Annotated in this window: 16 protein-coding genes and 1 pseudogene; 12 read left to right on the plus strand and 5 right to left on the minus strand. The window is 60.7% G+C overall.

The genetic code is table 11. The features are described 5' to 3' along the window. Positions 1 to 69: 69 nt before the first annotated feature. Both QA648_RS02190 and QA648_RS02195 read left to right on the plus strand, forming a co-directional pair. Complete coding sequence (locus tag QA648_RS02190; protein WP_104822166.1) at positions 70 to 300, plus strand: DUF2007 domain-containing protein; 231 nt, start codon at positions 70 to 72, stop codon at positions 298 to 300. A gap of 8 nt (positions 301 to 308) precedes the next feature. Further along, positions 309 to 1,085: a methyltransferase gene (locus QA648_RS02195; protein WP_104822167.1), complete on the plus strand. Its 777-nt coding sequence runs from the start codon at positions 309 to 311 to the stop codon at positions 1,083 to 1,085. 48 nt (positions 1,086 to 1,133) lie between these two features. Here the strand turns inward: QA648_RS02195 and QA648_RS02200 are convergent, their stop codons facing one another. Continuing rightward, positions 1,134 to 2,480 carry an Nramp family divalent metal transporter gene (locus QA648_RS02200; protein WP_283049389.1) on the minus strand — a complete coding sequence of 449 codons (1,347 nt, stop codon included), beginning with the start codon at positions 2,478 to 2,480 and terminating at the stop codon, positions 1,134 to 1,136. Positions 2,481 to 2,771: 291 nt separating this feature from the next. Here QA648_RS02200 and QA648_RS02205 point away from each other — a divergent pair, with 291 nt between their 5' ends. After that, positions 2,772 to 3,140: a hypothetical protein gene (locus QA648_RS02205; protein WP_283049391.1), complete on the plus strand. Its 369-nt coding sequence runs from the start codon at positions 2,772 to 2,774 to the stop codon at positions 3,138 to 3,140. Positions 3,141 to 3,242: 102 nt separating this feature from the next. Here the strand turns inward: QA648_RS02205 and QA648_RS02210 are convergent, their stop codons facing one another. Next, entirely contained in the window at positions 3,243 to 3,869 is a 627-nt protein-coding gene (locus QA648_RS02210) for an XRE family transcriptional regulator (RefSeq protein WP_283049393.1), read from the minus strand. Continuing rightward, positions 3,859 to 4,038 (minus strand): hypothetical protein, encoded by a 180-nt coding sequence (locus QA648_RS02215; protein ID WP_283049395.1) that lies wholly within the window; start codon positions 4,036 to 4,038, stop codon positions 3,859 to 3,861. The genes QA648_RS02210 and QA648_RS02215 overlap by 11 nt, the downstream gene beginning before the upstream one ends. Before the next feature lie 272 nt (positions 4,039 to 4,310). Between QA648_RS02215 and QA648_RS02220 the strand changes: the two genes are divergently transcribed. The 9 genes and pseudogenes from QA648_RS02220 to QA648_RS02260 all read left to right on the plus strand — a co-directional run bounded on the left by QA648_RS02220 (position 4,311) and on the right by QA648_RS02260 (position 15,234). Then, on the plus strand, positions 4,311 to 5,171 hold the full coding sequence (locus tag QA648_RS02220) for a S49 family peptidase (RefSeq protein WP_283049397.1): 861 nt from the start codon (positions 4,311 to 4,313) through the stop codon (positions 5,169 to 5,171). A 16-nt stretch (positions 5,172 to 5,187) separates the two neighbouring features. Beyond that, positions 5,188 to 5,379, plus strand: a complete 192-nt coding sequence (locus QA648_RS02225) for a hypothetical protein (RefSeq protein ID WP_104822173.1) — start codon at positions 5,188 to 5,190, stop codon at positions 5,377 to 5,379. A gap of 119 nt (positions 5,380 to 5,498) precedes the next feature. Then, positions 5,499 to 6,458, plus strand: a complete 960-nt coding sequence (locus QA648_RS02230) for a glycine--tRNA ligase subunit alpha (RefSeq protein WP_104822174.1) — start codon at positions 5,499 to 5,501, stop codon at positions 6,456 to 6,458. An 86-nt stretch (positions 6,459 to 6,544) separates the two neighbouring features. Beyond that, the gene (locus tag QA648_RS02235; RefSeq protein ID WP_104822175.1) at positions 6,545 to 7,096 is read left to right on the plus strand and encodes a LemA family protein; all 552 of its coding nucleotides are present in this window, start codon (positions 6,545 to 6,547) and stop codon (positions 7,094 to 7,096) included. Between the two features lie 87 nt (positions 7,097 to 7,183). Further along, positions 7,184 to 8,440: a 3-phosphoshikimate 1-carboxyvinyltransferase gene (locus QA648_RS02240; RefSeq protein WP_283049399.1), complete on the plus strand. Its 1,257-nt coding sequence runs from the start codon at positions 7,184 to 7,186 to the stop codon at positions 8,438 to 8,440. Positions 8,441 to 8,533: 93 nt separating this feature from the next. Further along, positions 8,534 to 10,470, plus strand: a pseudogene (locus QA648_RS02245) (DUF2207 domain-containing protein). Positions 10,471 to 10,771: 301 nt separating this feature from the next. Continuing rightward, a complete protein-coding gene (locus QA648_RS02250; RefSeq protein WP_349254298.1) occupies positions 10,772 to 12,526 on the plus strand; it encodes a DUF2207 domain-containing protein in 1,755 nt (584 codons plus the stop codon). An 84-nt stretch (positions 12,527 to 12,610) separates the two neighbouring features. Then, the gene (glyS, locus tag QA648_RS02255) at positions 12,611 to 14,725 is read left to right on the plus strand and encodes a glycine--tRNA ligase subunit beta (protein ID WP_283049402.1); all 2,115 of its coding nucleotides are present in this window, start codon (positions 12,611 to 12,613) and stop codon (positions 14,723 to 14,725) included. Between the two features lie 14 nt (positions 14,726 to 14,739). Beyond that, entirely contained in the window at positions 14,740 to 15,234 is a 495-nt protein-coding gene (locus tag QA648_RS02260; RefSeq protein ID WP_104822180.1) for a DUF523 domain-containing protein, read from the plus strand. Between the two features lie 72 nt (positions 15,235 to 15,306). Here the strand turns inward: QA648_RS02260 and QA648_RS02265 are convergent, their stop codons facing one another. Both QA648_RS02265 and QA648_RS02270 read right to left on the minus strand, forming a co-directional pair. Beyond that, positions 15,307 to 17,124: a methyl-accepting chemotaxis protein gene (locus QA648_RS02265; RefSeq protein WP_104822181.1), complete on the minus strand. Its 1,818-nt coding sequence runs from the start codon at positions 17,122 to 17,124 to the stop codon at positions 15,307 to 15,309. A gap of 394 nt (positions 17,125 to 17,518) precedes the next feature. After that, a complete protein-coding gene (locus QA648_RS02270) occupies positions 17,519 to 17,947 on the minus strand; it encodes a plant virulence effector HPE1-like domain-containing protein (RefSeq protein WP_283049403.1) in 429 nt (142 codons plus the stop codon). Positions 17,948 to 17,969 lie beyond the last annotated feature (22 nt).

A 17,969-nucleotide genomic window follows, 5' to 3' on the forward strand; every position in this document is an offset into this window, starting at 1 on the left:
GAAGGGGCGAAAGAGGCGGCAAGAGGCGATTTGTCTCGTCTCGCAAATTTGACAGGAAACCCAAGGCTTATGCACGAGCTGATACGCACCAATGATCCCGTTTTACTCTCCTTCGCCGAGAGCCTGATGAAGGACGCCGGGATTCATTGCTTCGTCGCGGATCAGGCCATGAGTGTTCTCGAGGGCTCGCTCGGCATGCTGCCCCGTCGTTTCATGGTCGAGGATGAGCGCGCCGATCAGGCCCGGCGTATTCTCATCGATGCCGGCCTCGGCGACGAGCTGCGCCCAGCGCGCGGCTGAGGTTCGTCATGGCCGATGACCTTTCCGAAACCATCGACGCCTTCCATCGCGGCGGGTTCCATATCGTCCAGCCGAAGGGCAGGGGCCATCGCTCCGGCATGGACGCCATGTTGCTCGCTGCTCTCGTGGCCGATGACCGCAGCATAAGGGTGGCCGATCTCGGTGCGGGGGCGGGCGCAGCCGGCATGGCCGTGGCCTCCCGGCTTGAACGGGCGGAGGTGGTGCTGTTCGAGCGCTCGCCGGAAATGGCCGAGTTCGCCCGCAAGAGCCTGGCGCTTTCGGAAAATGCCCGCTTCGCCGGCCGTGTCGCTGTTGTCGAGGCCGATGTGACCCTGACCGCGAAGGCCCGCAACGACGCCGGCCTGATCGATGACAGCTTCCATCATGTCATTATGAACCCGCCCTTCAACGATGCCAGCGACAGGCTGACACCGGATGCGTTGAAAGCGCAGGCGCATGCCATGACCGATGGCCTGTTCGAAAGATGGGTGCGAACGGCAGGCGCGATCATGATTCCCGGCGGTCAACTGTCGTTGATCGCCCGGCCACAATCGATCGGCGAGATCATCGCCGCTTGCGGCCGTCGGTTCGGCGGTATCGAGATCACGCCCATCCATCCGCGGGACGGTGAAAACGCCGTTCGCATCCTGGTGACGGCGATCAAGGGCTCACGGGCGCGGCTGGCGCTGCGGGCGCCGCTGATCATGCATGGCGAGGGGACGCACAAATTCTCCGACTTCGTCGACGACCTCAACAATGGCCGCGCCGCCTATTCCCGAAAGTAGTGTGCCGTCCCGCAAGCATGACGCGGTTTTCGACCAGGTCGTCGGAAATCAGGCCATGCCTTGGAACGCATCGAAGATCAGCTTGACGTTCAGGACCGCGATGGCGAAGGCGATGATATAGGCGACGGTGCTTAGCCAGCGCGGCGCGACGAGATCGCCCATTTTGGTCTTGTCGGCGGTGAACATGACCAACGGGAAGACGGCAAAGGAAAGTTGCAGGCTGAGCACGACCTGGGTCAAGATCAGCAGATCCGCCGTACCGGAATCGCCGTACCATATGGTGACGACCCCGGCCGGAGCGATCGCCAGTCCGCGCGTCACGATGCGGCGCAGCCACGGTTTCACCTTGAGCCGCAGAAAACCTTCCATGACGATCTGCCCGGCAAGCGTTGCCGTCACCGTGGAGTTGAGGCCGCAACAGAGAAGCGCGATCCCGAACAGTGTCGGCGCGATCGCCAGGCCGAGAAGCGGAGCCAGCAGCGATTCCGCCTGAGCGAGTTCCACGACATCGGTGTGGCCATGCGCGTGAAACGCCGCGCCGGCGAGAATGAGGATGGAAGCGTTGATGAGCAGGGCGAAGGTTAGTGCAACGGTCGAATCGATCGTGGCATAGGTCAGCGCCTCTTTCTTTTCCGGCAGCGTATGGCCGAAGGCACGCGTCTGCACAATGCCGGAATGCAGATAGAGATTGTGCGGCATGACCGTCGCGCCGAGGATGCCGAGCGCGAGATAGAGCATGTTCGGATCCCGGACGATCTCGGTCGTCGGGAAGAAGCCCTTGATGACCTCGCCCCAATTGGGATCGGCAAGGAAGAGCTGGATGCCGAAACAGAAGGCGATGACGCCGAGCAGGGTGATGATCAGCGCCTCTACCCAGCGAAAGCCCAGCCGCTGAAGGAAAAGAATGAGAAACACGTCGAAGGCGGTGACCAGCACGCCGAGTTCGAGCGGCAGGCCGAAAACGAGATTGAGGCCGATGGCGGTGCCGACGACTTCTGCGATATCAGTCGCGATGATGGCAATCTCCGCCATTGCCCACAGCGGCACTGAGACGTAGCGCGGATAGGCGTCCCGGCAGGCTTGAGCCAGATCGCGGCCGGTGGCGATTGCGAGACGCGCACAGAGCGCCTGCAGCACAACGGCCATGATGTTGGACAGCAATGCGACGGTCAGCAGGGCATAGCCGAATTTCGATCCGCCGGCGAGCGAGGTCGCCCAGTTGCCGGGGTCCATATAGCCGACCGCGACAAGATAGCCCGGACCTGCGAAGGCCGCGACGCGACGCAGCACCGAGCCACCCTTGGCGGTTTCGACCGAGCGATAGACATCGGAAAGAGTGGCCTCTTGTCGGTCATGGCGCCAGCCGGCATCGGGCTTGGGTTTCATAAGATCCATAGGGCTTCCGCAGGCTTCGATACTGCGAGAGGTATGCGGTTTAGAATGATAATGCAATTCATTCGCAACAGGAAAAACCATTCCCGCTCGCATTCGCCTCGGCTGTGGCATTCCTGCAATCCGTAATAGCGGAGAAAAATCCGCGATAGTGACGATTGTTTCATATGGCGGCGGATGCATCTCCATTCTGTTGGAGGAAAGATAATTGGAACAATTTTTTATATTGAACGCTATTTTTGGTTCTTCTATCCAAACTCACATCGAGAGCCGAAACGCGGCTGAGCACCGGAGATGACCGATATGAACCCCGCCATGAACATGATGCCGATGATGAATCCGATGATGGGTGGCATGATGAACCCGATGATGAACGGTATGATGATGCCGATGATGAACCCCATGATGGGCGGCATGCCGATGATGGGCCAGATGCCGATGATGAATGGCATGATGATGCCCATGATGCAGATGATGATGAGCAAGATGACGTGCAAAATGACGCCGAAGGGCATGGTTTGCGAGATGATGCCGATGGAAGGCATGGACAAGGACATGTTCATGGAATGCTGCAAGCGCATAATGTCCATGATGTCATCCGGCATGCCGATGATGATGATGTGCGGCAACATGATGATGTGCTGCACGATGGAAGCGGCCTGATTCATCCGGTCGCAACCCGGAATAACAAGCAGACCTCCATCTGCCTCCGGCCGCCCGCAAGGGCGGCCTCTTTTTATTCGCTGGCATCTTGGCCCCGCTGCCTTAGCCCCGGACTTCCTCGACATAGGTGGTGACAAGATAAAGCACGGCTTCGCTGCTGGTCATATTGCGGTAGCTATGGGCGACATCGGCGTCGAAGATTGCGGCGTCGCCTTCGCCAAGGAGCTGCGGCGGGTGTTTGCCCGCGACGATTTCCACCGTGCCGCGCGAGACGACAAGATTCTCGATCGTGCCATGATGATGCGCCTCGGCGGTCTCCGTGTGATAGGGCGCGATGCGCAGCTCGTAAAATTCGACCTTGCGTTCGCTTTCATAGGGAAAGAGCGCCCGCGTCTGGAATTTGCCTTCGGAGGCGGACAGGACCTTCGTCTTGGCGTGGGTCAGCACCTGCAGCGAGGTGGTGTCGTTCGGCTCAGCGATCAGGAAGCCGCAGGGGACATCCAGCGCTGCGGCAATCTTCCAGAGGATGCTGATCGTCGGGCTGCTTTTGCCAGTTTCGATCTGACCAAGCATGGCGCGGCTGACGCCGGAGATTTTTGCCAGCCGATCCAGCGAATAGCCGCGGCGCGTGCGCAACCGGCGAAGATTCTGGCCGGTCAATGCCGAGATTTCGTCGACTGTCTCGACTCTTGAGACCACATGCAGGGGTTCGACCGATTCAAGCGCCATAGCTTGGATTACCAAGCGGCATCACCGGGACGAAACCCATGAAAGGAATCCACATCAGGAAAGGCTGCGCGGGCCATGCGGAAACGGGAACCTGCTGCGTCGGCGCACTTTTGGCGCGGGCATCGCGATAAGCTTGGAAATCGATGACGTTGGCAGCCTGGCCGGACATACGGAACTCCTGATCACAGTCCCATAAATCTATTTTTTTGATCGACTAATGTAGAGGGAGTGGCGCCCAATCTTGACGGACACGGAGAAATGTTTTTCCCGGCTGCCGTTCTTGCAGCGAAAGCCCGTACTCTCTTCCTCTGCCCTTCTGCTGATCGGCAAAAAACATGGTGGCCAGCCAGGAACCGGGCGCGAAATGCAATGATGGATGTTGCGTTTGCCGTTTCCATGCATACATCACCTGCAGCAAACATCATGAATCAGGGACGACGAATGGCTGGATTTTTTAGGCGCATGCTTCCGAAGCGGTTTCGCAAGGAAAAGGTGGTCATTCCCGTCGTCCGGCTGAGTGGTGTCATCGCCTCCGGCGGCGGTCCCCTCCGGCAATCGCTCAATCTTGCGGGCGTGTCTCAGGCGCTGGAAAAGGCCTTCGGCATGAAGGCAGCCCCGGCCGTCGCGCTCGTCATCAATTCTCCCGGCGGTTCGCCGGTGCAATCGCGGATGATCTATAACCGCATCCGCGATCTTGCCCGCGAGAAAGAGAAGAAGGTGCTGGTTTTCGTCGAGGATGTGGCGGCATCCGGCGGCTATATGATCGCGCTCGCCGGCGATGAGATCATTGCCGATGCCACCTCGATCGTCGGTTCCATCGGCGTCGTCTCCGGCGGCTTCGGTTTTCCGGAGCTTTTGAAGAAACTCGGTGTCGAGCGCCGCGTCTATACAGCCGGCGAAAACAAGGTGATCCTCGATCCGTTCCAGCCGGAGAAGGAAAAGGACATCGAGTATCTGAAGAGCCTGCAATTGGAGATCCACAAGGTCTTCATCGACATGGTGCGCGAACGCCGGGCAAGTAAGCTGGCGGCGGATGAGGTCGTATTCTCCGGCCTCTTCTGGACCGGCGGTCGCGGTCTGGAACTCGGCCTCATCGACGGGCTCGGTGATATGCGCCAGGAGCTGAAGAAGCGTTTCGGCGACAAGATCAAGCTCGAGCTGGTCACCACGCCGCGCAGCCTCTTCGGCCGTCGCGCGCCGGGCATTTCCCTTTCAGGCATGGACGGCATCGGCGCCGGCCTTGCCTCCGGACTTGCAGAGGTGGCAGAGGAAAAGGCATTGTGGGGGCGGTACGGATTGTAATCGGGAGCGCTGCGTGATGCCGCAGATCATCTTCTTCATCGTTGCTGTCGGCGGTATTTGGCTTCTTTATCGACGCTTCCTGCGCGACGCCCGAAAACTCACCGAGAAATCACGCCGCGCCGAAAGCGAACGGCGCACGGGCGCCATCGGAACGCTGGTGAAGGACCCGAAGACGGGCGAGTATCGGGTGAAGCGGGAAGATGAATGATAGCGAAACCGAAATCATTCGGACGCAAACTTCCGATCGATACGTCATCTCTTGACCCTTGTCTTCCATCGTGGCACCTGTCGCGCCAACGTACACCAAGCAGATAGTAGCTGATCTCCATGACCGCGACCCCGCCCGATAACATGAATCCGAAGCGCTCGTTCCAGGCGTTGATCCTGACGCTGCACAATTATTGGGCCGACAAGGGTTGTGCGGTTCTGCAGCCCTACGACATGGAAGTCGGCGCCGGCACGTTTCATCCGGCGACCACCTTGCGCGCCCTCGGTCCGAAGCCGTGGAAGGCTGCCTATGTGCAGCCGTCGCGCCGTCCCTCCGATGGCCGCTACGGCGAAAATCCCAACCGTATGCAGCACTATTACCAGTATCAGGTCATCCTGAAGCCCAATCCGCCGAACCTGCAGGAGCTCTATCTCGGCTCGCTGGCGGCGATCGGTCTCGATCCGCTTCTGCATGATATCCGCTTCGTGGAAGACGATTGGGAGAGCCCGACGCTCGGTGCCTGGGGTCTCGGCTGGGAATGCTGGTGCGACGGCATGGAAGTGTCTCAGTTCACATACTTCCAGCAGATCTGCGGCATCGAATGCGCGCCGGTTGCCGGCGAGCTGACCTATGGTCTCGAGCGTCTTGCCACTTACGTCCAGGGCGTCGACAGCGTCTATGACCTGAATTTCAATGGTCTCGAAGGCGACGAGAAGATCACCTATGGCGATGTCTTCCTGCAAGCCGAGCAGGAATACTCCCGGCATAACTTCGAATATGCCAACACGGAAATGCTGCACCGCCATTTCATCGACGCCGAGAAGGAATGTCAGGCGCTGCTCGCCGCCGGTGCGCCGGGCGACAATGCCAATCAGCTCCTGCACAAATGTGTCTTCCCGGCTTACGACCAGTGCATCAAGGCCAGCCACGTCTTCAATCTGCTCGATGCGCGCGGCGTGATCTCTGTCACCGAACGCCAAAGCTATATCCTGCGCGTCCGCACTTTGGCGAAAGCCTGTGGTGAAGCCTTCCTGCTCACGGATGCCGGCGGTGCGAACTGGGGCAAGCAGGCAGCGTAAGACATTGGCGGAATAGCGAAAGCGGATGACAACATCCGCGAAGCCGCATAGTGTACCCTCGATTGTAGTCCCAGCGGGGGTTCGCCATGTATATTATTTTGGCGGTCATCATACTGGCCGCACTTTACGCTATTTTCGTTTATAACGGCCTCGTTCGTGCCCGACAGGTGGCCGAGGAGGCGTGGTCTGGTATCGACGTGCAGTTGAAGCGCCGCGCCGATCTGATCCCCAATCTGATCGAAACCGTGAAGGGCTATGCCGCCCATGAGCGTCAGACGTTGGATGAGGTCGTGGAGCTGCGCAACAAGGCGCAGGCGGTGCCGTCGGGCGATATTGCAGCCCGCGGCCAGGTGGAAGGCCTGCTTTCACAGGCCCTTGGCCGTGTGATCGCGCTTGCCGAAGCCTATCCCGATCTGAAGGCCAACACGAATTTCCTCGAATTACAGCGCTCTCTCGAAGGTATCGAAGGCGAAATCCAGATGTCGCGGCGCTACTACAACGGTGCGGCCCGCGATCTCAACGTCAAGGTCGAGAGCTTTCCCAACAATCTGCTCGCCGGCCCCTTCGGTTTCAGCAAGCGCGCCTTCTTCGAAATCACCAACGAGGCGGATCGCGCCGTTCCGTCCGTCAAGTTCTAAAATTCCTCCTATCGGTTTTGCATTCCAGGCGGTAAAGGAAGCCGACCGCAGGCCGTTGGCCGCTTTCTGGACTGACCAAAGAGATTGATGATGGGTAGAGCCAAACTCACGATTATCCCGCCGGGCAAGCCTTTGACCGGGCGCGCCATGCCGCCGGGATCGAAGTCGATCACCAACCGCGCGCTGCTGCTCGCCGGCCTCGCTAAGGGAACCAGCCGCCTGACCGGTGCGCTCAAGAGCGACGACACGCGCTATATGGCCGAAGCGCTTCGTGCCATGGGCGTGACGATCGACGAGCCCGACGACACCACGTTCATCGTCACCGGCAGCGGCAAGCTCCAGCCGCCGGCTGCACCGCTTTTCCTCGGCAATGCCGGCACGGCGACACGCTTCCTGACGGCTGCTGCTGCGCTGGTCGACGGCAAGGTTGTCGTCGATGGTGACGCCCACATGCGCAAGCGACCGATCGGTCCGCTGGTCGATGCGCTCCGCTCTCTCGGTATCGATGCTTCGGCGGAAACCGGCTGCCCGCCCGTGACCATCAACGGCACCGGCCGCTTCGAGGCGAGCCGTGTTGAGATCGATGGCGGCCTCTCCAGCCAATATGTCTCGGCGCTGCTGATGATGGCCGCCGGCGGCGACCGCCCGGTCGATGTCGTACTGCTTGGCGAACATATTGGCGCTCTCGGCTATATCGATCTGACGGTTGCAGCCATGCGCGCCTTCGGCGCCAAGGTGGAGCGTGTCAGCCCGGTCGCCTGGCGCGTCGAGCCCACCGGCTATCATGCGGCCGATTTCCTGATCGAGCCGGATGCCTCCGCCGCAACCTATCTCTGGGCAGCCGAAGTGCTGAGCGGCGGCAAGATCGATCTCGGCACGCCGGCGACGGAGTTCTCGCAGCCGGATGCGCGTGCCTATGATCTGATTTCGAAGTTCCCGCATCTTCCTGCCGTCATCGACGGCTCGCAGATGCAGGACGCTATCCCGACGCTCGCCGTTCTCGCCGCCTTCAACGAGACGCCGGTGCGGTTCGTCGGCATCGAGAACCTGCGCGTCAAGGAATGCGACCGTATCCGGGCGCTGTCGAGCGGCCTGTCGCGTATCGTTCCGAATCTCGGCACGGAAGAGGGGGACGATCTTATCGTCGCTTCCGATCCAAGCCTGGTCGGTAAAGTCCTGCCGGCCGAGATCGACAGCTTCGCGGATCACCGCATCGCCATGAGCTTCGCCCTGGCCGGTCTGAAAATCGGCGGCATCACCATTCTCGACCCCGATTGCGTCGCCAAGACCTTCCCGTCCTATTGGAACGTGCTGGCTTCGCTGGGTGTTGCCTACGAAGACTGACGCTCTGCCATCTCAAGAGAGGCCTGGGCGCGGAAACATTCTTGACGCGAAGCGGCGCCGGTAACGGCGCTGCAGGTATCTCTTGGGGGAGTGATGACACGGCTTTGCGGGTTTTTCCTGGCTTTGTGCCTGCTGCTTTGCGCAACGACAGTAACGGCGGCCGAACTCATCACCAATTTCGATCAGGCAATCGCCCTGCACCGCGACGGCTCCATGCGGGTCGTCGAGACGATTTCGGTGAATGCGGAAGGCCGTGCCATCCGCCGTGGCATCTTCCGGGATTTTCCGCTGACATTCACCGATGCCAACGGTCGCGAGAACGAGGTGGATTTCAAGGTCGTTTCCGTCGAGCGGGATGGGCAGCCGGAGGATTGGCACAGCGAGCGCATCAAGGGCGGCGAGCGCATCTATATCGGCAAGGCCGACCAAAGCCTCAACCCAGGTGCCCACACGTTCCGCATCACCTACGACACCAATCGTCAGATGCGCTATTTCGACGATCATGACGAGCTTTATTGGAACGTCACCGGCAATGGCTGGCAGTTCCCGATCCTCAATGCCAAGGCGATCGTCACATTGCCCGATGGCGTGGAGCCTCAGCAGCTAGCCGTCTTCACCGGGCCGCTCGGCGCCAACGGCAAGAACGCCAGCACCAGCGCGCAGGCCAACATCGTCACCTTCGTCACGACCCGGCCGCTTGCCATAGCCGAAGGCCTGACGATCGCCATCAAGCTCGCGAAGGGGGCGATCGCGCCGCCGAGTGCTGGCCAGCAATGGGGCTGGTTCCTCCGGGATCATCTCGATACGACCATCGCCATTGGCGGATTGATCCTGGTGTTTGCCTATTACATGCGGAGCTGGATTGCAGTCGGCCGCGACCCTCCACCCGGCGTCATGGTCCCGCGCTGGGATCCGCCCGAAGGTATTTCGCCGGCGCTGGTCAATTATATCGACAACCGGGGTTTCGTCCGCTCCGGATGGACGGCGCTGTCGGCGACGGCGATCGATCTTGCGGTGCGCGGCTATGTCATTCTCGACAACCTGAAGGAAAAAGTGGTCATCCGCCCAACCGGTAAGGCAGGCAGTGATCTCAGCGGCGGCGACAAGGTGCTCATGCAGGCCGTCGGGCCATTCTCCCCGCTTGTCATCGACAAGGAAAACGGCGAGGCGGTGCAGACACTCGGCTCGAAATTCCGTAGCGCGATCGAGCGCGACCATCGCGGTGAATATTACAAGGCGAATTCACTCTACGTTATTGCCGGCATCGCCTTGTCGATCCTGATTTTGGCTGCCATTGTCATCTTCGGGCGCCTGCATGAAAATGCCCTGCCGCTCATCATCGTGCCGGGATTGCTGTCGATTTTCGTGACGCTCTTGGCCAGCTCGATCGGCCGCAGGTTCCGTAGACGAGATGCCGGCCTCGCCCGGCGCATTCTTTCGGTCTTGATCTTCGCCTTTTTCGGCTTCGTCTTCGTATCCATTGCCGTGAGCGGCTTTGCCGCCGCGGTCGTGCCACTATGGGAGGCGGGCTTGCTCCCGCTGGTGGCCGGCATCGTCGGCATCTTCGCCCTGAATGTTGTCTTCTTCTTCCTGATGGGCGCGCCGACGCCACTCGGACGCAAGATGACGGATGGCATCGATGGTTTGCGGCAATATCTGACGCTCGCGGAACGCGACCGGATGAACATGCAGGGCGCACCGCAGATGTCGCCGCAGCATTTCGAAAAACTGCTGCCCTATGCAGTCGCGCTCGGCGTCGAAAAGCCCTGGTCGAGTGCCTTCGAGGCATGGCTTGCCACCGCTGCGGGCGCGGCAGCGGCAGCCTATGCGCCGGTCTGGTACTCCGGCGATTTCCACCCCGGCAATATCGGCGGAACGATCGGCGATTTCTCCTCCTCCATGGCATCCACCATCGCGTCCACGATTCCAGCACCCGTATCGAGTTCGTCCTCCGCCTTCGACGGCGGGGAGGTGGGGGCGGCGGGTCCTCCGGCGGCGGCGGAGGAGGCGGGGGCGGCGGCGGATGGTAGTTATCTAAAAATCGGCTTCACGGGGGTGAGCCGTCATTGCGGGGTGGGGCATGAGAATATCGTTTTCGGTCAGAAGCCTGCTCGTTGCACTTCTGTCGGTCTGTTGGTGGCACGCCGCTATAGCGGCCGAAACAATTGTCTGTTTTGATCAGACGATGACTGTCGCGCGAAGCGGCGCGTTGCAGGTTGTCGAGACGATCACTGCCAACGCTGAGGGAAAAGCCATTCGGCGCGGCATTTTCGTGACTTTCCACTGGAGTTCGTTGATGCCGCCGGACGCAAAAGGCGAGTCGATTTCAGCGTGATATCCGTCGAGCGCGACGGTCAGCCGGAGGAGTGGCGTGAGGAAGAGATCGACGGCGGCACGCGCATCTACATCGGACGTCCCGACAAGGATGGTAAGACTTTCTTGCTCGACCGTGGCAAGCACACATTCCGTGTCACCTATAAGACGGACCGGCAGTTCCGCTTCTTCGATGATTATGATGAGCTTTATTGGAACGTTACCGGCAATGGCTGGCAGTTTCCTATACTGCAGGCATCGGCAACGATCATCCTACCTGATGGCGTGAAGCCACAGAGGCTTGCCTATTTCACCGGCGTTGCCAATGCGACCGGCAAGAACGCAACGGCAGTTCAGCAGCCGGATAAGATTGTCTTCTCCACAACCCGTCCTCTGGCAAAAGGCGAGGGGTTGACGGTCTCGGTTATGCTGCCGAAAGGCTCTATTGTGGTGCCGGACGATGCACCGGCGCTGATTGCGGCTGCCGCGCTCGGCCTGCTTGTCCTCGTCGCATACCACCTCGTGGCCTGGCGCCGCGCCGGGCGAAAGTCTTCTCCTAGAGTTCTCGTGCCGGGTTGGGACCCGCCGGAGAATGTTTCGCCTGCCGTTGCAAACTATATCGACAACAAGGGCTTCCCCAATGGCGTGGGAGCGGCGATGTCGGCCGCTCTTCTCGGCCTTGCCGTCAAGGGTTACGTAAAGCTCGATGATCTCGGCGAGAGGCTTTTGGTGCACTCCACCGGAAAGCCGTTGTCGGAAGCGCTTGATAACTCCGAATTCGTACTAATGAACGCTGTCGGACCGCGTGATCCGCTGGTGTTAGATCGCAAAAACGACGCCGAAGTAAAGCGCGTCGCCTGGGCGTTTCGAAAGGTGATCGAGCGGGATCATGAGGGGCGATACTTCAAGTCCAACGCTTCGTATATGGGAGGGAGCCTTCTATTGACGCTAGCGGCGCTTGGTGTCGTCTCGATGAGCGGCCGGGATAGCGGCGGTTTTGCAATGGCGCTAGTATTTGGCCTGTTTGCATTAACGATCGGAGGATTCACCACGTTTCTCCGTCGGCGCGGCGTCAGTCGGCAGACGCGCCTTTCCGCGATCTGGTGCCTTGTGGTCCTGTTCGGCTTTATCGCGTTGGTGTTTGTAGGCGCCATCGCGTCCGACCGGCCCGGGACGGTGCGCCCGGAAGGAATTCTGCTGGCCGGGTTGATCATGGCCATAGTCGGTGTCAATTTCGTCTTTGCTCCCTTCATCGAAACATGGACGAAGCTCGGTGCCAGGGCGATCGGGAAGATCGAGGGTTTGCGGCAGTATCTTTCTCTGGTCGATGAAGGGCGCATGGTGGTGCAGGACGATATCCGCACGTCGCCGGAGCATTTTGAGGAGCTATTGCCTTATGCGGTTGCCCTCGGCGTGGAAAAGAAGTGGTCGCAGGTGTTCGAGACGTGGATCACGAAGGCTGCCGGCGGTTCGGCGGGGCTGGAGCGGGCATCTTCCTACCAACCATCATGGTGCAGACGACACGAACACTATCACCATCACCATCACCATGGGTTGGGCTGGGTGAGCGATGTCGCCGCACTGCCGTCGGCCGTCGCGGCATTCATCCCATCCACCATTTCCCCAACCCCGGTTTCGGCCACCGCTTCTGCCTTCTCTGGAAACGAATCGTCGGAGTCGACCAGCCGGAACGATTCTTCCGATGATCCACCGAACCAGCGCGGTGGTGCTGTCGGCGGTGGCGGAGGCGGCGGTGGCGGCGGCGGATGGTAATTTCGCCGTTTGGCGGGATGACTTTTGCCGCCGGGCTTGCTAAGTCCGCCCGGATCATTTTGCCTCAACGTAAAGACAGCTCCCATGCCCGATCTCCTTCTCGAACTCCGCTCCGAGGAAATTCCCGCCCGTATGCAGCGCAAGGCTGCCGGTGATCTGAAGAAGCTCGTCACCGACGCGCTGGTCGAAGCGGGTCTTTCCTATGAGGGTGCGCGCGAATATTGGACACCGCGGCGCCTGACGCTCGACATTCGCGGCTTGACGGCACGCTCCGCCGATGTGCGCGAGGAGCGCAAGGGTCCGCGCACCGACGCCAATGAAAAAGCGATCGAAGGCTTTTTGCGCGGCGCCGGCTTGTCTTCCGTGTCGGAAGCGCAAGTGCAGAGCGATCCGAAGAAGGGCGATTTCTACGTCGCGGTCATTTCCAAGCCCGGCCGCGCCGCCGAGGAAATCATTGCCGACGTCATGCCTGGGATCATCAAGGATTTTCCCTGGCCGAAATCCATGCGCTGGGGCAAGGCGTCGGCCAAGCCCGGCTCGCTGCGCTGGGTGCGCCCGCTGCAGTCGATCGTCTGCTTGTTCGGCACTGAGCACGAGGAGACCGCCGTCATTCCCTTCGAGATCGACGGCATCGTCGCTTCGAACGTGACTTATGGTCACCGTTTCCATGCGCCGCAGGCAATCATCGTCAAGCGCTTCGATGACTATGTGGCGAGCCTGGAGAGGGCGAAGGTCATTCTCGACGCCGAGCGCCGCAAGGACATCATCCTGCACGATGCCCGCGACGTCGCCTTTGCCAACGGCCTGGAACTGGTCGAGGACGAGGGCTTGCTCGAAGAGGTCTCTGGCCTGGTGGAGTGGCCGCAGGTGCTGATGGGCTCCTTCGAAGAGGATTACCTGTCTATCCCCTCGGAAATCATCCGGTTGACGATCAAGACCAATCAGAAATGCTTCGTCATCCGTCCGCAGGCCGGTGAGACGCTCTCCAACCGCTTCATTCTCGTGTCCAATATCCAGGCGACGGATGGCGGCAAGGAGATCATTCACGGCAACGGCAAGGTCGTGCGCGCCCGTCTTTCCGATGCGCTGCATTTCTGGAAGCGCGACCAGGGCGATTTGCCGGACCTTGAAACGCTGGAAGCCTCTGCCCAAAAATTCGGCCTCGACCTGAAGAAGCCGCTCGATCAGCGCATGGCGAAGCTCGATGCGCTGAACGTCACTTTCCATGCCAAGCTCGGCAGCCAGGGCGAGCGCGTCGCCCGCATCCGCGTGCTTGCGGCTGAACTCGCCAAAATAACTGGCGCCGATCCGGCCAAGGTCGACCGCGCCGCGGTCCTCGCCAAGGCTGACCTGCGCAGCGAAGCCGTCGGCGAATTCCCGGAGCTTCAGGGCCTCATGGGCCGCAAATATGCGGTGCTGCAGGGCGAAGACGCCTCTGTCGCCGCTGCGATCGAGGATCACTACAAGCCGCAAGGCCCGTCAGACCGCGTGCCGGAAGACAAGGTGGCGATCACGGTCGCGCTGGCCGATAAGCTGGACACGCTGATCGGCTTCTGGGCGATCGATGAGAAGCCTACAGGCTCTAAGGACCCTTTCGCGCTGCGCCGCGCGGCTTTGGGCGTGGTGAGAATTCTTCTGGAGCGCAAGGTTTGGCTGCCGCTGCTGGCGACGACAAAAGACATCGATCTTCTCGCCTTCTTCCACGATCGCCTGAAGGTCTATCTCCGCGATCAGGGCGCCCGCTACGACCTTATTGACTCGGTGCTGACGCCGGAAGCCGACGACCTCCTGATGGTCGCCCGTCGTGTCGAGGCGCTGACCGCCTTCATCACCTCGGAAGACGGCAAGAACCTCCTCGCCGGTACCAAGCGCGCCACGCAGCTCCTCGCAGCCGAGGAGAAAAAGGGCACCGTCGTTGCCGACGGCGTTTCGGAAGCGTTGCTGAAGCTCGATGCCGAAAAGGACCTTTTCGCCGCCATCAAGGCAGCCTCCGCCGAAGCCTCCGACGCGATCGCCAAGGAAGATTTCCGCTCGGCCATGTCAGCCCTCTCCAAGCTGCGCGCGCCCGTCGACCGCTTCTTCGAAGATGTTCTCGTCAACGATGAAGATGCCGCCATCCGCGCCAATCGCCTGGCGCTGCTGCGCCTGATCCGCGAGGCGACGGGAACGGTGGCCGACTTCTCGAAGATCGCGGGATAAAGCATGGAGGCGCGATGACCGGAAAGATCCTCGTCAGCGCCTGCCTCATGGGCCATGCCGTCCGTTACGACGGCCGTTCCAAGCCGCTCGTGCATCCGGCCATCGAGCGTTGGCGCGAGGAGGGGCGGCTGGTGACGATCTGTCCGGAAATGTCCGCCGGCATGGTCGTGCCGCGACCGCCGGCCGAAATTGCCGATGGTGCGACCGGCGAGGATGTGCTTGCCGGCGCTGCACGCGTGATGGAGATCACCGGCGGCGATGTCACGGCGGAATTTCGTCAGGCGGCCGAAAATGCTCTGGCGCTCGCACAAGAAACCGGCTGCCGCTACGCTCTCCTGATCGACGGAAGCCCGTCCTGCGGCTCAGGCTTCATCTATGATGGCACCTTCTCCGGCGGCCGGCATGCGGGCAATGGCGTTACGGCTGCGCTACTGAAGCAAGCCGGTATCGAGGTTTATTCCGGCGGTGAGATTGACCGTCTGATCGAGCGGCTTGCTGCGGCCGACTGAAGCCTTCGACACCCCCATAAGAAAAACCGCCGGGTTTGTGCCCGGCGGTTCATGATGCTGTTACGTTATAGTTTAAGCGGCGCGGCGGTTTTGTTGTGCCAGCGGCCGGCCGTCGTTGACGCGGAAGCCGCGGATGAGGCCGAGCAGATCCTCTGTGTCGGCGGCGAGCGTTTCGGCCGATGCCGTCGTTTCTTCCGCCATGGCGGCGTTCTGCTGTGTGGCGGCGTCGAGCTGGTTCATCGAAGACGAGATCGAGCGCAGCGTCGTATCCTGTTCGGAGGCGCTGTGGGCGATCTTCGAGACGATCTCGTTGGCGGCCTTGATCTGGTCGGAGATGCGCTTCAGCGCTTCGCCGGCCTCGCCGACAAGGCGGACACCCTGGTCGACCTGGCCCGAGGAGCGGGCGATCTGGTCCTTGATCTCCTTGGCGGCAGCGGCGGAGCGCTGCGCCAGTTCGCGCACTTCCTGGGCGACGACGGCAAAGCCCTTGCCGGATTCGCCGGCACGCGCCGCCTCGACGCCGGCATTCAGCGCCAGAAGGTTGGTCTGGAAGGCGATCTCGTCGATGACGCCGATGATCTTGCTGATCTCTTCGGATGATTTCTCGATACCGCTCATGGCATCGATCGCCTGTGCGACGACGGCGTCGCTGCGCGATGCCTCGGTCGAGACGGCATGCACGCGTTTGCTGGCCTCATGCGCGCCCTCGGCAGTCTGGCGCACGGCAACGGTAAGCTCGTCAAGGGCAGCCGAGGTTTCTTCCAGGCTGGCGGCCTGGCGTTCGGTGCGCTGCGAAAGCTCGTTGGAGGCGCGGCGGATCTCTTCCTTGCTGACGCCGATGTCGTTGCCCTTGGCATTGACGCGGCCCATGGCGGCTTCCAGATGCGACAGCGCCTCGTTGAAGTTGTTGCGCAGGCCGGCATAGCCGATGCCGATATCACCGCAGCGCACGGTCAGATCGCCCTGGGCAAGCTCTTCGAGCGCCCTGCCGATGGTGGCGACGACGCGGGCCTGTTCCTGGGCCTCGTCCTGCTGCTGGCGAAGGTTCTGTTCGCGCTCACTGCTGATTTCCAGCTCCTGCGCGGCCTGACGATCCGCCAGGGCGTGACGTTCGCGGACCTTCTCCTGCAGCGACCGGGTCGCCTGCGCCATCAGGCCGATTTCGTTGCGCATCTCGGCGTGAGGAATGATGATTTTCACGTCATCATCAGCCACGGCCTTGAGAGCGGTATGGACATCGGCCAATGGCTTGGTGATGCCGCGAATGAAGTAGAACGCAGCACCAATGCCGACGAGAAAGACGATGCCGCAGATCAGCAGCGCGCGCCACATTGCCGCGTGGATCTGGCCTTCGAGGTCGTCCATATAGACGCCGCAGCCGAGAACGATCTGCCATGGTGCAAAGGCGGCGGAATAGCTGCCCTTCAGGAAAAGCTCGCTGTCAGGATGACCGGGCTTGACCCAGTAATAAACGGTGCGGCCGCCGCCCTTGATGCCCTTTTCGACCATTTCCTTGCTGAAATGCGTGCCGTTCTTGTCGACCTGGCCGGACATATCCTTGCCGACATTGGCTGGGTTGGGATGAAAGCGCATAGTGGCGCTGTAGTCGAAGCCGAAGAGATAGCCCGCCGGTTGGAAGCTGACATGCGAGAGGAGCTTGAAGGCTTCGGCCTGGGCGGCCTCATGTGTCATCTCACCGGATTTTTCGCGCTGATAATATTGATTCAGAACCGAAATGCCGGACTCGACCTGCGTGCGGAGCATATCGAAACGGTCGTCATAGATCGAGTCCGCCTGCGACCGGATCTCGAAATAGGTCGCCACGGCAAAAGCTGCCATAAGCACGCCCAGAAGGGCGAAGAGTTGATGGGCGATCTTGAGATTCTTCATAATGCCTCGCAACAGGGTAGGATGAATACCGGCGCGGTATCCTACCGCCTGTGCGATCGCCTGGGAGAAACCCCAATACGCTTGCCGCTGCTCGAAATGACATGCTGCTGTCCGGTGCAAGCAAAGTGGCGCTTTATATCTAATAAAGATTTAATCAAAACAGCGTGATCGGAAATTAAAAAACTCTCGAGGTAAACTTTGTTGCCTCGCAATAAATAATACTAGGCTCGCTTTCAAGACTATCCGGAGCGGACGGGAAAAATTCTGTAGTTTGCTATGCAAAACAAATGCGCCCCTGCTTCTCTTCAGGGGCGCATTGGTCCGCCTTGCGGCAGACCCCGTCGACCGAAACTTTGGCCGGGGCGGGGCAGGGAACGGGGTCGAACAGCTATTGTTACTGGCGAAGTTCAAAGCCGGAGAGATCGAGTGGCGGGGGTGTCTTCGCTTTGGCGGATTGGGGCAAAGCAGCGGTTTTTGCGGTGAGGTCGATGCCGTCGATCGGAACATTGGCGGCCGCCAGCGCCTCGGGCGTCGGTTTCGAAATGAAGACGACCGGTGAGCCGCCCATCCAGGCCTCGGTGCGCACCACCTTCCTCTGGCCATCGATGTCGCGCACGACGACGGACTGCGTGCCCGGCGCCAGGTCCGGCACCACGTAGTCCTTCTTGACCATTGGCGGCTTGATCGCCGGGCAATCTGTGCAGACCCTGTCGATGATGCTATCGCCACCGGTTTCCGTCTTGCTGTCGATGGGCTGGATCGACGAAGCCATGGCCGAGCCGGCGGCCAGCACACATGCCAAAGTCAGGAAAAAGGGACGCATAACAAAACCACTCCGTCTTACA

It is taken from the genome of Rhizobium sp. CB3171 (genome assembly GCF_029714265.1).
Classification (GTDB): Bacteria; Pseudomonadota; Alphaproteobacteria; order Rhizobiales; family Rhizobiaceae; genus Rhizobium.

What these genes read in the sequence shown, in the direction of transcription:
- QA648_RS02190 (WP_104822166.1), top strand. Translation starts at nt 70, where the DNA reads ATGCACGAGCTGATACGCACCAATGATCCCGTTTTACTCTCCTTCGCC.
- QA648_RS02195 (WP_104822167.1), top strand. Translation starts at nt 309, where the DNA reads ATGGCCGATGACCTTTCCGAAACCATCGACGCCTTCCATCGCGGCGGG.
- QA648_RS02200 (WP_283049389.1), bottom strand. Translation starts at nt 2,480, where the DNA reads ATGGATCTTATGAAACCCAAGCCCGATGCCGGCTGGCGCCATGACCGA.
- QA648_RS02205 (WP_283049391.1), top strand. Translation starts at nt 2,772, where the DNA reads ATGACCGATATGAACCCCGCCATGAACATGATGCCGATGATGAATCCG.
- QA648_RS02210 (WP_283049393.1), bottom strand. Translation starts at nt 3,869, where the DNA reads ATGGCGCTTGAATCGGTCGAACCCCTGCATGTGGTCTCAAGAGTCGAG.
- QA648_RS02215 (WP_283049395.1), bottom strand. Translation starts at nt 4,038, where the DNA reads ATGTCCGGCCAGGCTGCCAACGTCATCGATTTCCAAGCTTATCGCGAT.
- QA648_RS02220 (WP_283049397.1), top strand. Translation starts at nt 4,311, where the DNA reads ATGGCTGGATTTTTTAGGCGCATGCTTCCGAAGCGGTTTCGCAAGGAA.
- QA648_RS02225 (WP_104822173.1), top strand. Translation starts at nt 5,188, where the DNA reads ATGCCGCAGATCATCTTCTTCATCGTTGCTGTCGGCGGTATTTGGCTT.
- QA648_RS02230 (WP_104822174.1), top strand. Translation starts at nt 5,499, where the DNA reads ATGACCGCGACCCCGCCCGATAACATGAATCCGAAGCGCTCGTTCCAG.
- QA648_RS02235 (WP_104822175.1), top strand. Translation starts at nt 6,545, where the DNA reads ATGTATATTATTTTGGCGGTCATCATACTGGCCGCACTTTACGCTATT.
- QA648_RS02240 (WP_283049399.1), top strand. Translation starts at nt 7,184, where the DNA reads ATGATGGGTAGAGCCAAACTCACGATTATCCCGCCGGGCAAGCCTTTG.
- glyS (WP_283049402.1), top strand. Translation starts at nt 12,611, where the DNA reads ATGCCCGATCTCCTTCTCGAACTCCGCTCCGAGGAAATTCCCGCCCGT.
- QA648_RS02260 (WP_104822180.1), top strand. Translation starts at nt 14,740, where the DNA reads ATGACCGGAAAGATCCTCGTCAGCGCCTGCCTCATGGGCCATGCCGTC.
- QA648_RS02265 (WP_104822181.1), bottom strand. Translation starts at nt 17,124, where the DNA reads ATGAAGAATCTCAAGATCGCCCATCAACTCTTCGCCCTTCTGGGCGTG.
- QA648_RS02270 (WP_283049403.1), bottom strand. Translation starts at nt 17,947, where the DNA reads ATGCGTCCCTTTTTCCTGACTTTGGCATGTGTGCTGGCCGCCGGCTCG.